This window comes from Cupriavidus sp. R6-3, assembly GCF_059772245.1.
On record NZ_JCBAJO010000045.1, the window covers coordinates 12,266 to 28,714 of the forward strand.

The following is a 16,449-nucleotide window of genomic DNA, read 5'->3' on the forward strand; positions in this document are numbered from 1 at the left end:
CCCACAAGAACGGACCGGAACGCAAGAACAGATGCCCACGCAGGCGCCCACGAACAAGGAACGCATCATGAAGCTCGTCATCATCGGCCACGGCATGGTCGGCCACAAACTGCTCGAATGCCTGGCGCAGGCGCGCGACGAAGGCGGCCCCAACCTGCAGGTCACCGTGCTGTGCGAGGAGCCGCGCCCGGCCTATGACCGTGTGCACCTGTCCGAGTTCTTCGCGGGCAAGAGCGCCGAGGACCTGTCGCTGGTCGCGCCCGGCTTTTTCGACGAGACCGGCTTCGCGCTGCGGCTGAACGCGCGCGCCACGGCGATCGACCGCGCCGCGCGCACGGTCACCGTGTCGACCGGCGAGACGCTGCACTACGACAAGCTGGTGCTGGCGACCGGCTCCTATCCCTTCGTGCCGCCGGTGCCGGGCCGCGATCGCGCGGACTGCTTCGTCTACCGCACCATCGAGGACCTGGAAGCGATGCGCGAGTGCGGCGCCCGCTCGCGCACCGGCGTGGTGGTAGGCGGCGGCCTGCTTGGCCTCGAATGCGCCAAGGCGCTGCGCGACATGGGTCTGGAGGCCCACGTGGTCGAGTTCGCGCCGCGGCTGATGGCGGTGCAGGTCGACGACGGCGGCGGCCAGATGCTGCGGCGGAAGATCGCGGCGCTGGGCGTCACCGCGCATACCGGCAAGAACACCGTCGAGATCGTCGACGGCGAGGACGGTACGCACCGGATGCGCTTTGCCGACGGCACGCATCTGGACACCGACATGATCGTGTTCTCGGCCGGCATCCGTCCGCGCGACGAACTGGCGCGCGCGGCGGGCCTGGCGGTCGGCGAGCGCGGCGGCATCGTGATCGACGACCAGTGCCGCACCTCCGACCCGGACATCTTCGCGATCGGCGAATGCGCGCTGTGGCAGGGCAAGATCTTCGGCCTGGTCGCGCCCGGCTACGACATGGCCCGCGTGACCGCGAGCCAGCTGCTCGGCGACGAGGCCGCCTTCACCGGCGCCGACATGAGCACCAAGCTCAAGCTGATGGGCGTGGACGTGGCGAGCCTCGGCGACCCGCACGGCCACACCCCCGGCGCGCGCGTCTACCAGTTCGCCGACGAGCGCAAGGAGGTCTACAAGAAGCTGGTGGTGTCCGAGTGCGGCACCTATCTGCTCGGCGGCGTGCTGGTCGGCGATGCGGCGGAATACGGCACGCTGCTGCAGATGATGCTGAACCGCATGCCGCTGCCGGAATCGCCCGAATTCCTGATCCTGCCGCCCTCCGACGGCAAGGCCAGACCCGGCCTCGGGGTCGATGCACTGCCCGACGGCGCGCAGATCTGCTCCTGCAACAACGTCTCCAAGGCCCAGATCTGCGCCGCGGTCGGCGACGGCGCCACCAGCATCGGCGCGCTGAAGTCCTGCACCAAGGCCGGCACCGCGTGCGGCGGCTGCGTGCCGCTGGTCACGCAGCTGATGAAGGCCGAGATGAAGAAGCAGGGCCTGGCGGTCAACAACCACCTGTGCGAGCACTTCGCCTACTCGCGCCAGGAGCTGTATCACCTGGTCCGCGTCGGCGGCTTTCGCACCTTCGACGCGCTGCTGGCCGCGCACGGCAAGGGCCAGGGCTGCGACATCTGCAAGCCGACCGTCGCCAGCATCCTGGCCTCGTGCTGGAACGAATTCGTGCTCAAGCCCGAGCACGCCAGCCTGCAGGACTCCAACGACTACTTCCTGGCCAATATCCAGAAGGACGGCACCTATTCCGTGGTGCCGCGCATGCCGGGCGGCGAGGTCACGCCCGACGGGCTGATCGCGGTAGGCCGCGTGGCGAAGAAATATGGGCTCTACACCAAGATCACCGGCGGCCAGCGCGTCGACCTGTTCGGCGCGCGCGTCGAGCAGCTGCCATTGATCTGGGAAGAGCTGATCGAAGCGGGCTTCGAATCGGGCCACGCCTACGGCAAGTCGCTGCGCACCGTGAAGTCCTGCGTCGGCGCGACCTGGTGCCGCTATGGCGTCGGCGATTCGGTGGGCCTGGCCATCGACCTGGAGAACCGCTACAAGGGCCTGCGCGCGCCGCACAAGATCAAGTTCGGCGTGTCCGGCTGCACGCGCGAATGCGCCGAGGCGCAGGGCAAGGACATCGGCGTGATCGCGACCGACAAGGGCTGGAACCTGTACGTCTGCGGCAACGGCGGCATGAAGCCGCGCCATGCCGAGCTGCTGGCCAGCGATCTGGATCGCGACACGCTGGTCCGCTACATCGACCGCGTGCTGATGTTCTACGTGCGCACCGCCGACCGACTGCAGCGCACCAGCGTCTGGCGCGACAACCTCGAAGGCGGCCTCGACTACCTGAAGGCCGTCGTCGTCGACGACAGCCTCGGCATCGCGGCCGAGCTCGAGGCGCAGATGCAACTGGTGGTCGATACCTATGAGTGCGAATGGAAGAAGGCCGTCACCGATCCGCAGACGCGCCAGCGCTTCCACCATTTCGTCAACAGCGAGCGAGGGGACGAGCATGTCGTGTTCGTGCAGGAGCGCGGCCAGATCCGTCCGGCCACGCCAGAGGAACGGAAGCTGCAACGCGGCGCTGGCGGCGGCATGCCGGCGCAGCGCCCGGTGGCGGTGCCGCTGGTCCGCATGGATCGGATCGCCGAGGCGGACCCGGTAGCGTAACCGGACCCTTTCGCCAGCCGAACGACACCAGCCACGTCAGCCGCCACATCTGTCGTCACGTCAGTCGCCACATCAGCCGCCATGCCCTACGCAGCCGAGGAAACCATCATGAGCCAGTCTGCCACGCACGCTTCTTCCGAACAGTGGACCGCCGTCTGCGCGCTCCGCGACATCGTGCCGAACACCGGCGTCTGCGCACTGGTCGGGTATCAGCAGATCGCGGTGTTCCGCGTCGGCCCGGACAACCAGGTCTTCGCGATCGGCAACTACGATCCGAACGCCGATGCTTCGGTGCTGTCGCGTGGTCTGGTCGGCAACCTCGGCGACCGGCTGGTGGTGGCCTCGCCGATCTACAAGCAGCATTTCGACCTGCGCACCGGCGAATGCCTGGAGGCGCCGGAGCATTCGGTGCCCGCCTATCCGGCGCGCGTCTACGACGGCAAGGTATGGGTGGCGGCATGACGCGAACCGACAAGCCCCGCCTGGTGGTGGTCGGCAACGGCATGGCCGGCATGCGCACCGTCGAGGAGCTGCTGGCGCTGGCGCCCGACCTGTACGACATCACCGTGTTCGGCGCCGAGCCGCACGGCAACTACAACCGCATCCTGCTGTCGCCGGTGCTGGCCGGGGAAAAGACCGTCGACGAAATCATGCTGCATCCGCGCGAGTGGTATGCGCGCCATGGCATCACGCTGCTGGCCGGCGATCCGGTGGTGGCGATCGATCGCGCGCGCCGGCTGGTGCGTTCGCAGTCCGGCAAGGAGGTCCGCTACGACCGGCTGCTGCTGGCGACCGGCTCGCGTCCCTTCATCGTCCCGGTCCACGGACACCAGCTCGACGGCGTGATCGCGTTCCGCGACATCCAGGATGTCGAGACCATGCTGGCGGCGGCACGCGCGCATCGCCATGCCGTGGTGATCGGCGGCGGGCTGCTCGGGCTGGAGGCGGCCAACGGCCTGCTGCGCCAGGGCATGGACGTCACCGTGCTGCATCTGGGCGATGCGCTGATGGATCGCCAGCTGGACGCCAACGCCGCCGCGCTGCTCAAGCGCACGCTGGAACGGCGCGGCCTGCGCATCCTGCTCGGCGCCAATACCAGCGAGATCCTTGGAGACGAGCGTGTCACCGGCGTGCGCCTGGCCGACGGCGCGCGGATTCCCGCCGATCTGGTCGTGATGGCCGCCGGCGTGCGTCCGAACGCGGAGCTGGCCCGCGCCGCCGGCCTGCATTGCGAGCGCGCCATCGTGGTCGACGACACGCTGCAGACCTACGACCCGCGCATCTATGCCGTCGGCGAATGCGTGCAGCACCGCCAGGCCACCTTCGGGCTGGTGGCGCCGATCTGGGATCAGGCGCGCGTGTGCGCCGCGCACCTGGCCGGTGCCGGACACCGCCGCTATGTCCAGCAGGCCACGGCCACGCGGCTGAAGGTCAGCGGCGTCGAGCTGTACTCGGCCGGCGACATCGTCGGCGGCGAGGACAGCGAGGACCTGGTGCTGCGCGACCCGCGCCGCGGCGTCTACAAGCGCCTGGTGCTGCAACAGGGCCGGCTGGCGGGCGCCGTGCTGTACGGCGACGTGCAGGACGGTCCGTGGTATTTCGAGCTGATCCAGAACGGCACGCCGATCGGCGCGATGCGCAACCGGCTGCTGTTCGGCAAGGCACAGTGCGAGGCGGTAGCCGCGTGATCGCGCACAGCAGCAAGCCAGCAAGGGGCAAGGTGTGAAACTCTCCGATATTCCAGTCGCCATCGCCGCGGGCGCCATCACGCAAGATGGCGCCGCGGAAGACGCCGCGGCGCCGTCCACGCCGGTGGCGAGCGTGCAGACCACCTGCCCCTACTGCGGCGTCGGCTGCGGCGTGCGCGCGCAGCGGCACGCCGACGGCACCGTCGAGGTCGCCGGCGATCCCTCGCATCCCGCCAACGCGGGACGCCTGTGCGTCAAGGGCTCGGCGCTCGCCGAAACCGTCGACCTGAACGAGCGCCTGCTGCATCCGCAATTGCGCGCGGCCGACGGCACGCTGCGGCGCGCGTCGTGGGACGAGGCGCTCGATCGCGCGGCCTCCGGCCTGCGCGACATCATCGCGCGCCACGGTCCGGAGTCGGTCGCCCTCTATGTTTCCGGGCAGTTGCTGACCGAGGACTACTACGTCGCCAACAAGCTGATGAAGGGCTTCATCGGCACGGCCAATATCGATACCAACTCGCGGCTGTGCATGTCCTCGGCGGTGGCCGGCCACAAGCGCGCGTTCGGCGAGGACATCGTGCCCGGCTGCTACGAGGACCTGGAGATGGCCGATCTGGTGGTGCTGGTCGGCTCGAACACCGCGTGGTGCCATCCGATCCTGTTCCAGCGGCTGGCCAGGGCCAAGGCCGAACGCCCGCAGATGAAGCTGGTGGTGATCGACCCGCGCCGCACCGCCACCTGCGATCTCGCCGACCTGCACCTGCCGATACGGCCGGGCACCGACGTCTGGCTATTCAACGGCCTGCTGCATTATCTGCACCGCGAGGGCGCCATCGATGCGCAGTTCGTGCAGGCGCATACCGATGGCGACGACGCGCTGGCGGCCGCGTTGCAGGCCGCCGCCGGCGAGGCCGATCCGGCTGCCGTCGCCCGCGCCTGCAAGGTCGATCCAACCGATCTGCTGACCTTCTACCAATGGTTCGCCGAGACCCCACGTACGGTTACCGCGTACTCGCAGGGCGTCAATCAATCGTCGGCTGGCACCGACAAGGTCAACAGCATCATCAATTGCCACCTGCTGACCGGCCGCATCGGCAAGCCCGGCATGGGCCCGTTCTCGCTGACCGGCCAGCCGAACGCGATGGGCGGACGCGAGGTCGGTGGCCTGGCCAACATGCTGGCCGCCCATCTGGATCTGACCGAGCCGCGCCATCGCGAACTGGTGCAGACCTTCTGGGATGCGCCGGCCATCGCGGATCGTCCCGGGCTGAAAGCGGTCGAGCTGTTCGAGGCGATCGAACAGGGCCGCATCAAGGCGGTGTGGGTGATGGCCACCAATCCGGTGGTCAGCCTGCCCGACGCCGACCAGGCTCGCCGCGCGCTGCAGCGCTGCGAACTGGTGATCGCGTCGGACATCGTCACCCGCACCGATACCAACGACAGCGCGCATATCCTGCTGCCGGCGCTGGGCTGGGGCGAAAAGGACGGCACGGTGACGAACTCCGAGCGGCGCATCTCGCGCCAGCGCGCCTTCCTTCCCGCGCCCGGCGAGGCCCGCGCCGACTGGTGGATCGTCTGCCAGGTCGCACGCCGGATGGGATTTGCCGGCTTTGACTATGGATCGCCGCGCGAGATCTTCGACGAGCATGCGCGGCTGTCGGCATACCGCAATGACAGCAACGACAGCCACGAAAGCAACGAGAACGGCCATGCCCGCAGGGAAGACACGGTCCCGCGCGCCTTCGACATCGGCGGCCTGGCCGGCCTGGACGCCCACGGCTACGACACGCTGCAACCGGTGCAATGGCCGGTGCGCGCCAGCGGCAACGGCAATGGCACGACACGGCTGTTCGCCGACGGCGGCTTCTCGCATCCGGACCGGCGCGCGCGCTTCGTCGCCACCGCGCCGCGCAAACCCGTCCACGCTACCGACGAGGACTATCCGCTGATCCTGAACACCGGCCGCGTGCGCGACCAATGGCACACGATGACCCGCACCGGCAAGTCGGCGCGCCTGGCCGAGCATCTGCCCGAACCCTTCGTCGACATGCATCCGCAGGACGCGCTGCTGTGCGGCGTCGGCGAAGGCCGCCTCGCGCGGGTGTCGACGCGCTGGGGCGCGATGGTGGTACGCGTGCGCCATGGCGGCGGCATTCCGCGCGGCAGCGTGTTTGTGCCGATCCACTGGAACGGGCAGTTCAGTTCCGACGCGCGCGTCGGCGCGCTGGTCAATCCCGTCGTCGATCCAGTCTCCGGCGAGCCGGAGTTCAAGCACACGCCGGTCCGGGTCGATCCGTTTCCGGTCTCATGGCACGGCTTTGCGCTGGCGCGCGACACGCTGGACTGCGGCGCGCTGACCTGGTGGACGCGCGTGACCGGCCGGCAGTTCCAGCGCTATGAGTTCGCCGGCCGTGAATCGGTCGCCGATCGCGCTGCGTGGGCGCGGCAGCTTCTCGGCGCGGCCGACCCGGAGGCAGACTGGATCGAGTACGAGGACCGTTCCGCCGGCGTCTACCGCGCCGCCCTGGTCGTCGACGACCGCCTGCAGGCCTGCGTCTACGTCTCGACGCGGCCCGACCTGCCGGCCCGGGCCTGGCTCGGCAGCCTGTTCGCCAAGGACCGGCTCGTTGACGACGACCGCATCGGCCTGCTGATCGGCCAGGCCGCCCAGCCGGGCGTCGATGCCGGCCCCACCGTCTGCTCGTGCTTCGGCGTCGGCCGCAATACCATCTGCGACGCGATTCGCGAACACGGCCTGCGCAGCGCGGCCGAGATCACGGCCTGCGTCAAGGCCGGCGGCAATTGCGGTTCGTGCGTGCCCGAACTGAACGCGCTGCTGGCCGCGGCAAAGGTGGATCGGGACGAGCCGGTGTTTGCGGGGTAGTTCGCATCGGGAGCGGCCCGCTGATCCGCCGTATCTGCAGGCTCCTGATTCAAATCGATTCCGGGTGCGAGCCGGACAGATGGTTGATGGCTGCCTGCTGATAGACGTGGTCAGGCGCCATTGCAAGACGACCGCCGTCCCATTCCTTGCGCAGGGCCTTCAACAGTTTGGGGTCGATTCCGGGGAAATCGGCCTGCAGCGTGTCGCTCATTGCATCGCCGATGCGCTCCAGGGCCTGCTCTGGATTGGCGACTCCACAAACGTTCCTGCCAAAATCGAGCAGCGTCTTGCGGTCCGGATAGCGCCTCGATTTCGCGAGCTTGAGTGCCAGTTCGCGGTCGGTCAGCTCCACACCGTACCGATTCTGGTACTTGTACACGGTGGTCGTTACCACGTCGTAAAGCGGTGAAAGCTCCGGTGCGCTCGTGTGAGGGTCCCGATAGAGCAACCCGAAGTTCTTCAGGTGTGCATCGCCATTGCGCACCATCACCGTCAAGGCGAGATAGTCAAAGAACCGCCTGCAGCTGTCCGGCGCGTTCGGCCCGCAATAGACATTGATCACCTTCGCGATATGTTCGTACGCGCCGAGGTATTTCTCTTCGGCGGTCTTGTTCATTAGCACGGCCATGTCCTCGAAGCCGAGCTGCCGCTCCTCCGCCATATCGAAGCGCCCCATCACGAACAGCGCGCCGCTCTGGGACAGCCAGAACTGAGGCACCGAGATGCCGGCCCGCCGAGCTGCCTCCATGCACAAGAACTCGTTCTGCGCCAGATACGGATAGCCTTCGCCGCTGGCCTTGACTATCAGGTCGGGGGCAATCAACGTCGCGCGCTCGACCAGCACCGTACTGTCCTTGTCCGCGTCCGGAATCATGACCTTGGGCTGAATTCCGCTAATGCCGGATTGCAGATAGGTGTCGACGAGATACTCGAACAAGTCGGTCGACGCGTCGGACTCCAGGACTGTGGAGAGGCCCACCGTCGACGCCTTGGAACGCTTGACCCCGCTACCCGGTACCTCGTAGCGAAGGCGTCCAATCTGGTTCTCGCCGGTCAGCGCGAGCAGGCGCATATCGTCGAGCTGCATGAGCTTTCCAAAGCGATGTCGAATGCGTTCGAGCAAATAGCCCTCGGGCCGGTTCATCGCAAAGATCGGATGCAAGACGGCGCTGCCGTAGCTTTCGGCGCGAATGGGCATGCCCAGTGCAACCTCGCATTCGCGCTCCGTCGCCGTGTAATTGAAGACATAACGGGACTCCTTGTCGATCGTGCCCGAAATCCCTTGAGGGGTGGTGACCTGCAGGCGTTTCAGCTTGTCATTCATCGTCGTCCAACATGGCTCGCAACGCCTCGGCCGTGGGACGCGCATCTGCGATGGCGATCCCTTTACCCAAATAGACCAGGGCGTTGAACATCACGTGCATACCTACGTTCCCACCCCTTTCCAATTCAGCGATCGTCTGACGGCGCACCTGCAACGCGGCGGCCATCTCCGCTTGGGTGGTGCCGACCGCCCTACGTGTGCTTCGGATCAGCTGACCAAGCTCTTGTGGGGTGTACGCAGTGTGCATGATGTCAAAAATACCGGACTTTTGTTGTTCGATTATAGGGAAATGTACAAAAAAACGAACCTCGGGAACGGTTTTCTGTCGGCATGGCTTCGTGTTGGAACACTGTCCCCGACAACGCCAGTCGGCAACGAACGAATGACATGCCCACAAGTTTCATCGGGCGAAACTTTGACGCGCCGCAAAATGACTCAGCCCTCCAGCCGCCCTATAACGGCATCTGCGGTTTCATTCCGCAAAATGACCAGAACAGGGAGACGGCCGGATGACGACGCAGGGATCGTCGCTGCGCAAGGCTTGCCAGCTGCTACGAGCGCTGTCGGACCCGCGTAATACGCGGCTGACCGACCTGGCGCAGGCGTCGGGCGTCGACAAGGCGTCGGCGCTGCGGCTGCTCGATACGCTGGCGGCAGAAGGGCTGGTCTCGCGCGATCCTGCCACCAAGGCCTTCAGCCCCGGCCCCGAATGGCTGGTGCTGCGGGCGGCCGCGTTGCGGCGTCTCGACATGCGCCCGCTCGCCCGTCCCGCGCTGATCCGCCTGGCCTGCGCGTTCGAGGACACCGCCATCCTGTCGGTGCCGAGCGGCTGGGAATCGGTCTGCACCGAACTGCGCTTCGGCAATTTCCCGATCCGCGCCAACTATCTCGATATCGGCAGCCGCCGCCCGCTCGGCGTGGGCGCCGGCAGCCTGGCCTTGCTGGCCGCCCTTCCCGACGACGAAATCGACGCGGTACTGCGCTGCGTGGCGCCGGCGCTCAAGCGCTATCCGCGGCTGAGCACGGCCGCGCTGCTGCGCCATGTCGAAGCGACGCGCGAACGCGGCTATGCGGTGCTGCTCGATGTGGTGGTCGAGCGCATGGGCGGCATCGCGATCGCCCTGCCGGGCCCGGACGGCTATCCGCTCGGCGCGCTGAGCATTGCCGCACTGAACGAGCGCATCACCGAACGTGAGGCCGCGATGGCCAAGGCGCTGCGGCGCGAGGCCGACGGCATCGTTGCGAATCTCGGCGCCATCGAGGCGTCGCTGCCCGACCGTTGGCCGCATCGCGGCACCGCGGCACGCACGGGCGGGGCCACGCTGTCGCCGGCCGATACGCCGTAGCCGAGACGGCGCGGCAGTGCCTCTGCACGACCCTCAACAAGAAAAGGACCACGGATATGGAGACATCAGGCATGCGCTGGAAACAACGTCCGCAGGGCTCCACCTGGGGCGACTTCGGGCCCGACGACCAGATCGGGCGGCTCAATCTGATCGGCGCCGAGCAGGTACGCAAGGCCGCGCAGGAGGTCCAGGCGGGCCTGAGCTTCTGCCTGTCGCTGCCACTCGACTATCCCGGCGGCAACAAGCTCAATCCGCGCCGCCATCCGCCGGTGCTGCGTCCGACCTTCCGCGACGACCTGCCCTACGTCAATTTCCCGCTGGCCAAGGTCGACCCCGAGGCCACCGACGTGATCAGCGACGACCAGGTCCTGCTGTCGCTGCAGTACTCGACGCAATGGGATTCGCTGGCCCACGTCGGCGCGCTGTTCGATGCCGACGGCGACGGCCGCGCCGAGCGGGTCTACTACAACGGCTATCGCGCCAACGAGCATATCGTCGGTCCGGTCGACTATGCCGACGACGATCATTTCGCCGCGCACGGCTGCAATCACGAACACAGCGAGGCGCGCGCGCTCGGCATCGAAAACTTCGCCGTCAAGGGCATGCAGGGCCGCGGCGTGCTGGTCGATCTGGCGCACTGCTACGGCACCGACTTCCGCGATATCGGCTACGACGAGCTGATGCGCGCGATGGAGGCGGACCGCGTCGAAGTCGAGCGCGGCGACATGCTGCTGCTGCGCACCGGCTTCGCCGAGGTGGTGCTGTCGATGCAGCGCGAGCCCGACGAGAACGTGCTGCACCACAGCTGCAGCGCGCTGAATGGACGCGACGACAAGCTGCTGCAGTGGATCACCGACGCCGGCATCGCCGCGCTGATCGCCGACAACTACGCGGTCGAGCGCTATCCGGCGCAGCCGGCCAGCGACCCGGGCCCGCATCCGCTGCTGCCGCTGCACCACCACTGCCTGTTCAAGCTTGGCCTGCCGCTGGGCGAGCTCTGGTATCTGCGCGACCTGGCGCAATGGCTGCGCGAGCACGGCCGCACCCGCTTCATGCTGACGGCGCCGCCGCTGCGCCTGCCCGGGGCGGTCGGTTCGCCCACCACGCCGATCGCCACCGTCTGAGTGGCGACACCAACGATCCGGAGGAGACCTACGATATGAAGCCATTTCCCGCACGCCGGCGCATTGCCGGCCTTGTTTCCCGCACGCTCGCCGGCATGCTGGGCGCATGCGCGCTGTCGCTCGGCGGCACCGCCTACGCCCAGGCTCAGGCCCAGCCCAAGGCCACCCTCTCCGACGATCTGGTCAAGATCGGGCTGATCCTCGACATGAGCGGCCTCTATGCCGATGTGACCGGCCGCGGCAGCGCCACCGCCGCGCAGATGGCGATTGACGACTTCGGCGGCAAGGTGCTCGGCCGCAAGATCGAACTGGTGGTCGCCGATCATCAGAACAAGGCCGACATCGCCGCCAACAAGGCGCGCGAATGGTTCGACACCGACCGGGTCGACGCGATCCTCGATGTCGCGGCGTCGGCGCCCGCGCTTGCCGTGCTCGAAGTCGCCAAGCAGAAGAACCGCATCGTGGTGTTCTCCGGCCCCGGTACCGAGCGTCTGACCAACGACCTGTGCACCCCGATCTCGGTGCACTACGCCTACGACACCTATGCGCTCGCCAATACCACGGCGCGTGCGATGGTCCAGCGCGGCGGCAAGACCTGGTATTTCCTGACGGCGGACTACGCGTTCGGGCACACGCTGCAGGACTCGGCCACCACCGTGGTGACCGAGGCCGGCGGCAAGGTGCTCGGCGCGGCGCGCCATCCGATCGGCGCCAGCGACTTCGCCTCGTATCTGCTGCAGGCGCAGGCCAGCAAGGCGCAGGTCGTGGGCCTGGCCAATGCGGGCGGCGACTCGGTCAACGCGATCAAGGCCGCGCACGAGTTCGGCCTGACGCGCGACAACAAGCAGAAGCTGGCCGGCCTGCTGCTCTATATCAACGACATCCATGCGATCGGCCTGAAGACCGCCGCGGGGCTGGTACTGACCGAGGCCTTCTATTGGGACATGAACGACGCCACCCGCAAATGGTCGCGCCGCTATTTCGACAAGCTCAAGAAGATGCCCAACATGAGCCAGGCGGGCGTCTATTCGTCGGTGATGCACTACCTGAAGGCGGTGCAGGCGGCCGGCACCGATGAGACCGCCGCCGTGATGAAGCAGATGAAGGCGATGCCGATCCAGGACTTCTTCACCGCCAATGGCCGTATCCGCGAGGACGGACGCATGGTGCACGACATGTACCTGTTCGAGGTGAAGACGCCGGCCGAATCGAAATATCCATGGGACTACTACAAGGTCCTCGCCACGGTGCCCGGCGACCAGGCCTTCATCCCGCCGTCGAAGTCGAAGTGCCCGCTGCTCAAGCGCTGACATGAGCGACTCCCTTCAACGCGGCGCCTGGTTGCGCGGCGCCGGCAATACGCGCTTCGGCAGGCTCGCGGGCAGCACGCCGCTGACGCTGATGGCACGCGCCGCCGATGCCGCGCTGGCCGAGGCGGAACTGTCGCGCGCCGAGATCGATGGCGTGCTGTGCGGCTACGCGACCACGCTGCCGCATCTGATGCTGGCCGACCGCTTCTGCGAATACGCGTCGCTCCAACCCGCCTATGCGCACGGCATGGCCGCCGGCGGTGCCACCGGCGGGGCGATGGCGATGCTGGCGCGCGAACTGGTGCGTGCCGGCCGCTGCCGCCATGTGCTGGTGGTGGCGGGCGAGAACCGCCTCAGCGGCCAGAGCCGCGACCAATCGGTGCAGACGCTGGCCCAGGTCGGCGAGCCGCAGATCGAAGTGCCCAACGGCGCCTCGGTGCCGGCGTACTACGCGCTGCTGGCCTCGCGCTATCTGATGGAGACCGGCCTGCCACGCGACGCGCTGGCGGATTTCGCGGTGCTGATGCGCAAGCATGCCGGCGCCCACCCCGACGCACATCTGCGCGAGCCGCTGACCGCAGCCGCCGCGTGCGCCGCCAAGCCGGTAGCGACGCCGCTGCTGCTGTCGGACTGCTGCCCGATCTCCGATGGCGCGGTGGCGCTGGTGGTCTCGGCGGAGCCGGGGCCCGGCCGGCCTGTGCGCATCGCCGGCGCGGGACAGGCGCATCGCCATCAGCATCTATGCGCGATCGACAGCGTGATGACGACCGGCGCCGGCGAAGCGGCCACGCGCGCGCTTGGCGAGGCCGGCATCGGGGTCGATGGCCTCGACTATCTGGCGATCTATGACTCGTTCACCATCACGCTGCTGATGCTGCTCGAGGAGATCGGCGTGGCGCCGCGAGGCGGCGCGCCTGCGCGGCTGCTGGCCGGCGACTTCGATGTCGATGGCGCGCTGCCGCTCAATACCCATGGCGGCCTGCTCGCGTTCGGCCATTCCGGCGTCGCGGGCGGCCTGATGCATCTGGCCGAGGCGACGCGGCAGCTTGCCGGACGTGCCGGCGACCGCCAGATCGGTCCGCGTCGCCGCGCGCTGTTCCATGCCGATGGCGGCGTGCTGTCGTCCCATGTCAGCCTGGTGCTGGAGGCCCTGTGATGGCGATCTCAGCCGAATCCGCCCTGCCCGAAGGGCTTCATCCCTATGCCGAAGGCCTGGAAGCGGGCCGCGTTCGCTACCAGTCGTGCGGCGACTGTGGCGCGGCGCAATCGCTGGAGCGCCATGCCTGCCAGCGCTGCGGCAGCGTCCGGCTCGCCTGGCGCGATGCGGCCGGTGTGGCCACCGTCTACGCCGTGACCGAGGTTGCGCGCGCGCCGGACGACAGCTTCCGCACGCTGGTCCCCTACACGCTGGTGCTGGCTACGCTCGACGAAGGGCCGCGCGTGATGGCTCATGCCGAGCCCGGCGTGGCGATCGGCGACCGTGTGCGCGCCGGGTTTTTCCGGCATGGGGAGCGGACGCTGTTGCGATTCCAGCGGGAGTAGTGAGCCGGAACCGCGGACCGAAACAGCCAGCCAGGCACGACAACAACCAGATGGAGACACCTATGCAGCCGAATCAGCAGCATCGGCGGGCCGCGCTCGCCCGTCCGTTTTCTTCAACCAGGCGGCACGCGTTGCGCGCCGTGCTGCCGGTGCTCGCGCTGGGCACGCTGTGCGCGGTATTGCCGCGGCCCGGCCAAGCGGAAACCTGGCCGGCAAAGCCGATCCGCATGATCGTGCCCTACCCGCCCGGCGGCCCCACCGATATCGTCGCGCGCGTGGTCGGACAGAAGCTCGGCGAGCGGCTCGGACAACCGGTGGTGGTCGAGAATCGGCCGGGTGCGGGCGGCAATATCGGCGCGGAGGCCGCCGCCAAGGCCGCGCCCGACGGCTATACCCTGCTGGTCGCCACCACCGCGCATGCCATCAACATGACGCTGTTCCGCAAGCCGGGGTACGACACGCGTCGCGATTTCGCGCCGGTGAGCCTGCTGACGCGCGGACCGCTGGTTCTGGTCACCGCGCCATCGACGCCGGCGCGCAATGTCGCCGAGCTGATCGCGCTGGCCAAGGCAAAGCCGGATCAGGTGAGCTTCGCCAGTTCGGGCAATGGCCAGTCGACCCATCTGTCCGCCGAACTGTTCAACGCGATGGCGGGCGTGCGCATGACGCACGTGCCGTACAAGGGCAGCGCGCCGGCCCTGACCGATGTGATCGGCGGCCAGGCCACGGTGATGTTCGACACCATGCTGTCGGCGATGCCGTTCGTGCGCGACGGCAAGCTCAAGGCCCTGGCCGTGACCAGCGCCAAGCGTTCCCCAGCCGCGCCGGATGTGCCGACCGTTGCGGAGGCGGGTCTGGCCGGCTACGAGGCGACCGCGTGGAATGCGCTGCTGGCGCCAGCCGGCACGCCCGCTCCGGTGATCGACAAATTGAGCCAGTCGCTGCGCGCCGTGCTCGACGATGCCGAAGTCCGCTCGCGCTTCGCCACGCAGGGCTTCGGCGCGGAATGGACGTCGCCCGACGCGACCGGCCGCTTCCTCGGCGCCGAGATCGACAAATGGGCCGGCGTCGTCAAGACCTCCGGCGCCACCATCGACTGAGCCTGGCTTGCATGGAACCGATGCATTGAACCAGTGCATTGAACCAGTGCATTGAACCCAGGCATTGAACGACTTCATTGAACCGATCGACTACAGGACTACGACATGTCGGCTTCTCTCCCCCGCGGCCTGCAGGCCCTGCTGACGCCGCGCTCGATCGCGGTGATCGGCGCCTCGGACCATATCCACAAGATCGGCGGCCGGCCGATCCACTACATGCAGCAGCACGGCTACGGCGGCACGCTGTATCCGATCAACCCGCAGCGCGACACGATCCAGGGCCTGCGCAGCTACGCCGCGCTGGACGCGCTGCCGGAAGCGCCGGAGCTGGCCATCGTCGTGGTCGCCGGCGAGGCCGCCGTGCAGGCAGTCAGCGATTGCGCGCGGCTCGGCGTGGCGGCGGCCATCGTGATCGCCTCGGGCTTCGGCGAAGCGGGCGAGGAAGGCCGGCGCCAGCAGCAGAAGATGGTCGATATCGCGCGCGCAGGAAATCTGCGCATGGTCGGCCCGAACAGCCAGGGCCTGGCCAATTTCGGCAGCGGCGCGATCGCCAGCTTCTCGACGATGTTCATCGAAGTGCCGCCGCAGGATGGGCCGGTCGCGGTGATCAGCCAGAGCGGCGGCATGGGCGCGATGGTCTACGGCCTGCTGCGCCACCAGGGCATCGGCGTACGGCACATGCATGCGACCGGCAACCAGGCGGACGTCACGGTCAGCGACCTGGCGCTGGCCGTCGCGCACGATCACGACGTGCAACTGATGCTGCTGTATCTGGAGACGCTCAACGATCCGGCTACGCTGGCGCAGGCAGCCGCGGTGGCGCGCGCACGCGGCGTGCCCATCGTCGCGGTCAAGGCCGGGCGCACCAGCGCGGGCCAGCGCGCGGCGGCCTCGCACACCGGCGCGCTCGCCAACGAGGATCGCGCCGTCGATGCCTTCCTCGCGCATCACGGCATCTGGCGCGTCGACGACGCCCATGCGCTGGCGCGCTGCGCACCGCTGTATCTGCGCGACTGGCAGCCGCAGGGGCGCGGGCTCGTCGTCGTCAGCAACTCCGGCGCGAGCTGCGTGATGGCGGCCGACGCCGCCGAGTCGTGCGGACTGTCGATGGCGCCGCTGGCGGCACAGACCCAGTCCGCGCTGGCCGAACGCCTGCCCGGCTTTGCCGCCACCGCCAATCCGGTCGACGTGACCGCCGCCCTGCTGACCAACAGCGCGCTGTTCGGTGATGTGCTGCCGGTGATCGCGGGCGACGCGGCGGCGGACATGGTGCTGCTCGATATTCCGGTGGCGGGCATGGGCTACGACATCGAACGCTTTGCCACCGATGCGGCCGCCTTCGCCGATACCAGCGGCAAGCCCATCGTGGTCGCGGCCTGGCAGCAGGGCGTGGCCGCGCCGTTCCGGCAGCGCGGCGTACCGGTCTACGCCAACGCCGGCGAGGCGCTGCCGGCGCT

General features: G+C 68.2%; 13 protein-coding genes. 11 read left to right on the forward strand and 2 right to left on the reverse strand.

Going from position 1 to position 16,449, the window contains the following annotated elements; translation table 11 throughout:
• Nucleotides 1–67 precede the first annotated feature (67 nt).
• From nirB to AC6EI8_RS10445, 4 genes are all read left to right on the forward strand, one after another.
• Nucleotides 68–2,674, forward strand: a complete 2,607-nt coding sequence (gene nirB / locus AC6EI8_RS10430; protein ID WP_498381883.1) for a nitrite reductase large subunit NirB — start codon at nucleotides 68–70, stop codon at nucleotides 2,672–2,674.
• A 108-nt stretch (nucleotides 2,675–2,782) separates the two neighbouring features.
• Nucleotides 2,783–3,136, forward strand: a complete 354-nt coding sequence (gene nirD / locus AC6EI8_RS10435) for a nitrite reductase small subunit NirD (protein WP_187829076.1) — start codon at nucleotides 2,783–2,785, stop codon at nucleotides 3,134–3,136.
• A complete protein-coding gene (locus AC6EI8_RS10440) occupies nucleotides 3,133–4,362 on the forward strand; it encodes an NAD(P)/FAD-dependent oxidoreductase (RefSeq protein WP_226106228.1) in 1,230 nt (409 codons plus the stop codon). The genes nirD and AC6EI8_RS10440 overlap by 4 nt, the downstream gene beginning before the upstream one ends.
• 76 nt (nucleotides 4,363–4,438) lie before the next feature.
• Complete coding sequence (locus AC6EI8_RS10445) at nucleotides 4,439–7,246, forward strand: molybdopterin-dependent oxidoreductase (RefSeq protein WP_498381890.1); 2,808 nt, start codon at nucleotides 4,439–4,441, stop codon at nucleotides 7,244–7,246.
• 49 nt (nucleotides 7,247–7,295) lie between these two features.
• On the opposite strand, the gene AC6EI8_RS10450 is transcribed toward AC6EI8_RS10445, so the two are convergent.
• Together AC6EI8_RS10450 and AC6EI8_RS10455 are read right to left on the reverse strand one after the other, a co-directional pair.
• Complete coding sequence (locus tag AC6EI8_RS10450) at nucleotides 7,296–8,570, reverse strand: type II toxin-antitoxin system HipA family toxin (protein WP_498381884.1); 1,275 nt, start codon at nucleotides 8,568–8,570, stop codon at nucleotides 7,296–7,298.
• Nucleotides 8,563–8,817: a helix-turn-helix domain-containing protein gene (locus AC6EI8_RS10455; protein WP_265633620.1), complete on the reverse strand. Its 255-nt coding sequence runs from the start codon at nucleotides 8,815–8,817 to the stop codon at nucleotides 8,563–8,565. The genes AC6EI8_RS10450 and AC6EI8_RS10455 overlap by 8 nt, the downstream gene beginning before the upstream one ends.
• Before the next feature lie 262 nt (nucleotides 8,818–9,079).
• Between AC6EI8_RS10455 and AC6EI8_RS10460 the strand changes: the two genes are divergently transcribed.
• The 7 genes from AC6EI8_RS10460 to AC6EI8_RS10490 form a co-directional block, all read left to right on the forward strand.
• Nucleotides 9,080–9,916, forward strand: a complete 837-nt coding sequence (locus tag AC6EI8_RS10460; RefSeq protein WP_150082832.1) for an IclR family transcriptional regulator — start codon at nucleotides 9,080–9,082, stop codon at nucleotides 9,914–9,916.
• 71 nt (nucleotides 9,917–9,987) lie between these two features.
• Complete coding sequence (locus AC6EI8_RS10465; RefSeq protein ID WP_498381885.1) at nucleotides 9,988–11,040, forward strand: cyclase family protein; 1,053 nt, start codon at nucleotides 9,988–9,990, stop codon at nucleotides 11,038–11,040.
• A 95-nt stretch (nucleotides 11,041–11,135) separates the two neighbouring features.
• Nucleotides 11,136–12,350, forward strand: a complete 1,215-nt coding sequence (locus AC6EI8_RS10470; RefSeq protein WP_226106354.1) for an ABC transporter substrate-binding protein — start codon at nucleotides 11,136–11,138, stop codon at nucleotides 12,348–12,350.
• A gap of 1 nt (nucleotide 12,351) precedes the next feature.
• Complete coding sequence (locus AC6EI8_RS10475; protein WP_498381886.1) at nucleotides 12,352–13,506, forward strand: thiolase family protein; 1,155 nt, start codon at nucleotides 12,352–12,354, stop codon at nucleotides 13,504–13,506.
• The gene (locus AC6EI8_RS10480; protein ID WP_498381887.1) at nucleotides 13,506–13,892 is read left to right on the forward strand and encodes a Zn-ribbon domain-containing OB-fold protein; all 387 of its coding nucleotides are present in this window, start codon (nucleotides 13,506–13,508) and stop codon (nucleotides 13,890–13,892) included. Before AC6EI8_RS10475 ends, AC6EI8_RS10480 begins: the two co-directional genes overlap by 1 nt.
• Before the next feature lie 62 nt (nucleotides 13,893–13,954).
• The gene (locus AC6EI8_RS10485) at nucleotides 13,955–14,992 is read left to right on the forward strand and encodes a tripartite tricarboxylate transporter substrate binding protein (RefSeq protein WP_370639487.1); all 1,038 of its coding nucleotides are present in this window, start codon (nucleotides 13,955–13,957) and stop codon (nucleotides 14,990–14,992) included.
• Nucleotides 14,993–15,097: 105 nt separating this feature from the next.
• Nucleotides 15,098–16,449, forward strand: a 1,352-nt coding sequence (locus AC6EI8_RS10490) for an acetate--CoA ligase family protein (protein ID WP_498381888.1), incomplete at its 3' end; no start/stop codon positions are given.

Coding starts and splice junctions, on each gene's coding strand:
- AC6EI8_RS10455 (WP_265633620.1), bottom strand. CDS start 8,817: ATGCACACTGCGTACACCCCACAAGAGCTTGGTCAGCTGATCCGAAGC.
- nirB (WP_498381883.1), top strand. CDS start 68: ATGAAGCTCGTCATCATCGGCCACGGCATGGTCGGCCACAAACTGCTC.
- nirD (WP_187829076.1), top strand. CDS start 2,783: ATGAGCCAGTCTGCCACGCACGCTTCTTCCGAACAGTGGACCGCCGTC.
- AC6EI8_RS10450 (WP_498381884.1), bottom strand. CDS start 8,570: ATGAATGACAAGCTGAAACGCCTGCAGGTCACCACCCCTCAAGGGATT.
- AC6EI8_RS10480 (WP_498381887.1), top strand. CDS start 13,506: ATGGCGATCTCAGCCGAATCCGCCCTGCCCGAAGGGCTTCATCCCTAT.
- AC6EI8_RS10465 (WP_498381885.1), top strand. CDS start 9,988: ATGCGCTGGAAACAACGTCCGCAGGGCTCCACCTGGGGCGACTTCGGG.
- AC6EI8_RS10475 (WP_498381886.1), top strand. CDS start 12,352: ATGAGCGACTCCCTTCAACGCGGCGCCTGGTTGCGCGGCGCCGGCAAT.
- AC6EI8_RS10470 (WP_226106354.1), top strand. CDS start 11,136: ATGCTGGGCGCATGCGCGCTGTCGCTCGGCGGCACCGCCTACGCCCAG.
- AC6EI8_RS10460 (WP_150082832.1), top strand. CDS start 9,080: ATGACGACGCAGGGATCGTCGCTGCGCAAGGCTTGCCAGCTGCTACGA.
- AC6EI8_RS10440 (WP_226106228.1), top strand. CDS start 3,133: ATGACGCGAACCGACAAGCCCCGCCTGGTGGTGGTCGGCAACGGCATG.
- AC6EI8_RS10485 (WP_370639487.1), top strand. CDS start 13,955: ATGCAGCCGAATCAGCAGCATCGGCGGGCCGCGCTCGCCCGTCCGTTT.